Origin of the sequence: Nocardioides sp., from assembly GCF_030655615.1 — a bacterium.
GTDB lineage: Bacteria > Actinomycetota > Actinomycetes > Propionibacteriales > Nocardioidaceae > Nocardioides.
The window spans coordinates 1-4,869 of record NZ_JAURVJ010000006.1; the positions used below are offsets into that span (position 1 = coordinate 1).

7 protein-coding genes are annotated in these 4,869 nt (G+C 72.2%); 5 read left to right on the forward strand and 2 right to left on the reverse strand.

The window, feature by feature from the left end; genetic code table 11:
• Window positions 1–147: 147 nt before the first annotated feature.
• Window positions 148–795 (forward strand): hypothetical protein, encoded by a 648-nt coding sequence (locus Q7T52_RS00475; protein WP_304798425.1) that lies wholly within the window; start codon window positions 148–150, stop codon window positions 793–795.
• 10 nt (window positions 796–805) lie between these two features.
• Here Q7T52_RS00475 and Q7T52_RS00480 read toward each other — a convergent pair whose 3' ends face one another.
• Together Q7T52_RS00480 and Q7T52_RS00485 are read right to left on the reverse strand one after the other, a co-directional pair.
• Window positions 806–1,234 carry an MmcQ/YjbR family DNA-binding protein gene (locus tag Q7T52_RS00480; RefSeq protein ID WP_304798427.1) on the reverse strand — a complete coding sequence of 143 codons (429 nt, stop codon included), beginning with the start codon at window positions 1,232–1,234 and terminating at the stop codon, window positions 806–808.
• 12 nt (window positions 1,235–1,246) lie between these two features.
• The gene (locus tag Q7T52_RS00485; protein WP_304798430.1) at window positions 1,247–1,906 is read right to left on the reverse strand and encodes an acetoacetate decarboxylase family protein; all 660 of its coding nucleotides are present in this window, start codon (window positions 1,904–1,906) and stop codon (window positions 1,247–1,249) included.
• Window positions 1,907–1,937: 31 nt separating this feature from the next.
• On the opposite strand from Q7T52_RS00485, the gene Q7T52_RS00490 reads away from it, so the two are divergent.
• The 4 genes from Q7T52_RS00490 to Q7T52_RS00505 form a co-directional block, all read left to right on the forward strand.
• Entirely contained in the window at window positions 1,938–2,249 is a 312-nt protein-coding gene (locus Q7T52_RS00490; protein WP_304798432.1) for an antibiotic biosynthesis monooxygenase, read from the forward strand.
• A 49-nt stretch (window positions 2,250–2,298) separates the two neighbouring features.
• Complete coding sequence (locus Q7T52_RS00495) at window positions 2,299–3,699, forward strand: glycine--tRNA ligase (RefSeq protein ID WP_304798435.1); 1,401 nt, start codon at window positions 2,299–2,301, stop codon at window positions 3,697–3,699.
• Between the two features lie 6 nt (window positions 3,700–3,705).
• The gene (locus Q7T52_RS00500) at window positions 3,706–4,452 is read left to right on the forward strand and encodes a hypothetical protein (RefSeq protein WP_304798438.1); all 747 of its coding nucleotides are present in this window, start codon (window positions 3,706–3,708) and stop codon (window positions 4,450–4,452) included.
• A gap of 105 nt (window positions 4,453–4,557) precedes the next feature.
• Window positions 4,558–4,869: tRNA-dihydrouridine synthase family protein (locus tag Q7T52_RS00505; RefSeq protein ID WP_304798441.1), on the forward strand; the 312-nt coding region annotated here is incomplete at its 3' end.

The following is a 4,869-nucleotide window of genomic DNA, read 5'->3' on the forward strand; positions in this document are numbered from 1 at the left end:
GGTCGCCGAGGCCGCCGCCCTGGCCGACGACGCCACGACGACCGAGCAGGACGCGGCTGCCGAGGCGACCCGCCTCGAGCGCGAGGCCGCCGCCGCCGACCACCAGGCCGCGCAGCTGCGCGCCGAGACCGAGAGCTGAGGACCACCATGATCAGGACCGCCGTCGCCCTTCCCTACGAGCTGGCCCGGATGCCGCTCGCCCTCCTCGACAAGCGGCTCTCGCAGCTCCTGCCCGAGACCTCTGGGCCGCGGGTCGCCCTCGACAAGGCCATGGGCTCGGCCGACAAGCTCGCGGGTACCGTCCTGGCCAACCCGGGCATCGCCCGCCGCGGGTCCGAGCGCCTGGAGCGTTCGGCGAAGCTGCTGACCGCAGCCCGGCTCGAGCTCGACGCCGCGGCGCGTCGCGAACGCGCCGACGAGACCGTCGCTGCCGGTCGGCGCCAGGCCTCCGATCAGCGTGACGCCGCCCAGGACCGCATCGCGTCCGGGCTCGACGAGGCGGACGCCGTCGAGGCGCAGGCCAAGCAGGAGGCCGCGACGGCCGCCGCGCAGGCGGCCGCGGCCAAGAAGGCCGACGCCGACCAGCGTGCGTCGAGCCGCGCCGCCGGCGTCGAGCAGCGCAAGAAGCAGGTCGACTCCGTCGCGGCAGCCAAGAAGAAGGCGGCCCGACAGGCGGCGTCGTCCGAGCTCGACGACGCCCGTACGACCGAGCAGACGGCGGCCGAGGCCAAGGCCGACGCCGACCGGCTCAAGGACCTCGCCGAGACCAAGAAGCAGCAGCGCACCCAACGCTGAGCCGCCCGGGTCAGCCCGGGGAGTCCGTGGGGCCGATGGACGGGAGCCGCGCCACGAGCTTCTGGGGCGCGAGCAGCCGATAGCTCTCGGTCACCAGCTCACCGACCTCGTCCCAGTCCGTGTCGTCGCCGAGCAGCATCGCCACGACGGTCGGCGACCAGGGCGGCTTGAAGAACGGCCGTCCAGCGAGCGTGAGTGCCAGCAGCTCCTCGCCGCTCGAGCGGAACGTCAGGATGGGTGTCGGCCCGGCGAGGTCCAGGTCGTAGTGGTCGTGGGCGCGGTCCGGGGTCGTCACCAGGGCGTGGGCGAACGTCTTCTTCCGGACGCGCCACCGGACCCCTGTCCACGCGTCCTCCTCGTAGGCCTCCGGCAGCGTCAGGGCGCACGACGCCACCCGCGCCACCAGCGCGGGGTCGGGCTCGGGGCGTCCCCGCACCACGGCCGTCCCGGGTCAGCCGAAGGACATCCGGAACGACGCCATCCGGAACGACGCCAGCTGGCGCGCGTCGCGCATGAAGCCCAGCGGGCCGTCGGCGGCGAAGTCCCAGCGTGCCCGGGCGGGGAGGGCCTTCGACGACCCCTGCAGCACGGCTCCCTTGTCGCCGCCGCCCTCGGGCAGCGCGGGCTGGAAGGTCGAGCCCTTGAAGGGCAGTCGGGGGGCGGCCCGGGACACGTCGCGGAAGGACGCCGAGGCGATCGGCCGGCGGTCGAGCGAGGCCGACCAGCTCGTCGACGACAGAGGCCCGCGGTGGCTGGACTCGAGGTCGAAGTCGCACAGGCCCTTGGGGATCGCCCACAGCTCCCGCCCACCGGCGACGGACGCGGGGGAGTCGACCCAGATGTCGGTGATGCTGACCTTGCGGCCCTTGCCGTCGCTGGCCGGCAGCGCCCGGGCGACGAGCAGCTCGGAGTAGGTGAGCGGGCTGCCCTCCTCGTAGGACACGAAGGCGGCACCGTAGACGCCCTTCGGACGGAGACTGCCGTCCGGGGACCGGGCCTTGTGACCGAGGCGGAACACGGTGAGCCACAGAGACCCCACCATCTGCCACGGGGCGTCGGGGTAGGCGATGCCGTCGGGCTTGACGTAGGGGAGCTCGGCGGGGGTGGTCATGCGCCGACCCTAGGGTGAGGAGGTGATCGTCGTGAACCGCTTCCGTGTGCCGGAACCCGAGGGCGCGGCGTTCCGCGCCGACCTGCAGCGAGCCCACGAGGCACTCGCCGAGCGGCCCGGCTACCGCGGCGGCACGATGGGCCGCAACGTCGACGACCCCGAGCTCTGGGTGCTCACGACGACGTGGGAGCACGTGGGCGCCTACCGGCGCGCGCTGTCGGCGTACGACGTCAAGCTCCACGCGGTGCCGACCCTGAGCCGGGCGCTGGACGAGCCCAGCGCCTACGAGGTCGCCGATCCCGGCACCGACCTCAATATCCGGCAGACACGATCGATAGGCTGAAGGGCACGATCGGCAGCCAGCCGACCGAACCCAGCACCAGGAGCTCTTCGTGGCCAAGCCGCCCCCGTCCGCCGTCGACAACGTCGTCTCCCTCGCCAAGCGCCGGGGGTTCGTCTACCCGTGCGGCGAGATCTACGGCGGCACCAAGTCGGCCTGGGACTACGGCCCGCTCGGCGTCGAGCTCAAGGACAACATCAAGCGCCAGTGGTGGAAGTCCATGGTGCAGCTGCGCGGCGACGTCGTCGGGCTCGACTCCTCGATCATCCTGCCGCGCCAGACCTGGGAGGCCAGCGGCCACGTCGCCACCTTCAGCGACCCGCTGACCGAGTGCCAGTCGTGCCACAAGCGCTTCCGCGCCGACCACCTGCAGGAGGCGGCCGCCGAGAAGAAGGGCGGCGACACCGACCCCGACTCGATCGACCTCGCGACCCTCGCCTGCCCCAACTGCGGCACCCGCGGCGCGTGGACCGAGCCGCGCCAGTTCTCCGGCCTGCTCAAGACCTACCTCGGGGTCATCGAGAACGAGGAAGGCCTGCACTACCTCCGCCCCGAGACCGCCCAGGGCATCTTCCTCAACTTCGCCAACGTGGTCACCAGCAGCCGCAGCAAGCCGCCGTTCGGCATCGCCCAGATCGGCAAGAGCTTCCGCAACGAGATCACCCCCGGCAACTTCATCTTCCGCACCCGCGAGTTCGAGCAGATGGAGATGGAGTTCTTCGTCAAGCCCGGCGAGGACGAGGAGTGGCACCAGTACTGGATCGACGAGCGCACCCGGTGGTACACCGACCTCGGGATCGACCCCGACAACCTGCGCCACTACGAGCACGCGAAGGAGAAGCTGTCGCACTACTCCAAGCGCACCGTCGACATCGAGTACCGCTTCAACTTCGCCGGCTCCGAGTGGGGTGAGCTCGAGGGCATCGCCAACCGCACCGACTTCGACCTCAAGACCCACGGCGAGGCCTCCGGCAAGGACCTCAGCTACTTCGACCAGGCCAACAACGAGCGCTACGTCCCCTACGTCATCGAGCCGGCGGCCGGGCTGTCGCGCAGCCTGATGACGTTCCTCGTCGACGCCTACGAGGAGGACGAGGCCCCCAACACCAAGGGCGGCGTCGACAAGCGCACCGTGCTGCGCCTCGACCCGCGCCTGGCCCCGGTCAAGGTCGCCGTGCTGCCGCTGAGCCGCAACGCCGACCTGTCGCCCAAGGCGCGCGACCTCGCCGCGGAGCTGCGTCGCGGCTGGAACGTCGACTTCGACGACGCCGGCGCCATCGGCAAGCGCTACCGCCGCCAGGACGAGGTCGGCACCCCGTTCTGCATCACCGTCGACTTCGAGACCCTCGAGGACGACGCCGTCACGATCCGCGAGCGCGACACCATGGAGCAGGCCCGCATTCCGCTCTCCGGCGTCACCGCCTACCTGGCCGAGCGCCTCGTCGGGGCCTGAGCCACCGTGGCCCGCCGCCCGCTCCGCCTGGTGCTCGCCAGCACCCTGGTCGTCGGCGTGCTCGCCGGCTGCAGCGACGTCTCGGGCGAGCCCGACGAGGGCGCCGGCACCCCGGAGCCGACTCCGGCCCCGACCTCGGCGACGTCTGCCACCGACGGCGTCACCGACCCGACGGACCTGGCCGACCCCGCCGCCTACCTCCCGACCCCGGAGGGCGTCGAGCTGACCGAGCCCGGCACGGAGCTGACCTTCCGGCAGCCCGCCCTGGCTGCGTGGAAGCCGCGCCAGGACGTGGTCGGCGTCGTCGACGTCCGGGTCGACCGGGTCGAGCGCACCACGGTGAAGAAGTCCCTGGTCGGCTTCCAGCTCGACGCCGCCGGCGCGGCCTCCACGCCCTACTTCGTCTCGACCGAGGTCACCAACGACGGCGACACCGACCTCGGCGAGCGGCAGCTGCCCCTCTACGTCGTCGACTCCGAGGAGCGGCTGATCCCGCCGACCGGCATCGACCCGGCCTTCGCGCCGTGCCCCGGTTCGACGCTGCCCGCGATCTTCGCCCCCGACGACGAGGCCCGCTCGTGCCTGATCTTCCTGGTGCCGGCCGGTGCCGAGCTGGTCTCGGTGATGTTCCGGCCGCCCGAGGGTGTCGTCCCGATCACCTGGACCGGCACGGTCACCGACCTCGGCGCCCGGGGCGGGAAGAAGGGCGGGCCCAGGACCCCCGGCGCGACGGCGACGCCCAGCCGCCGGTGACCTCCTGATTCCTCGCGGAGCGGCCACCAGGTCCAGAATGGATCGGTGACCGCACCGCTCCGCCTCGGCCCCCTCACGGTCGACACGCCCGTGGTGCTGGCCCCGATGGCCGGCATCACCAACGCCGCCTACCGCCGCCTGTGCGCCGAGCAGGGCGCCGGGCTCTACGTGTGCGAGATGATCACCAGCCGCGGGCTGGTCGAGCGCGACGACACCACGCTCAAGATGCTGGTCTTCGACGATCTCGAGACGACCCGCTCGGTGCAGCTCTACGGAACCGACCCCGTCTACGTCGGCAAGGCCGCCGAGATCCTCTGCGGCGAGTACGGCGTCGCCCACATCGACCTCAACTTCGGCTGCCCCGTCCCCAAGGTGACCCGCAAGGGCGGAGGTGGCGCACTGCCCTGGAAGCGCAAC

Excerpts from the sequence above, each read along its gene's own strand:
- Q7T52_RS00475 (WP_304798425.1), top strand. The coding sequence starts at position 148 with ATGATCAGGACCGCCGTCGCCCTTCCCTACGAGCTGGCCCGGATGCCG.
- Q7T52_RS00485 (WP_304798430.1), bottom strand. The coding sequence starts at position 1,906 with ATGACCACCCCCGCCGAGCTCCCCTACGTCAAGCCCGACGGCATCGCC.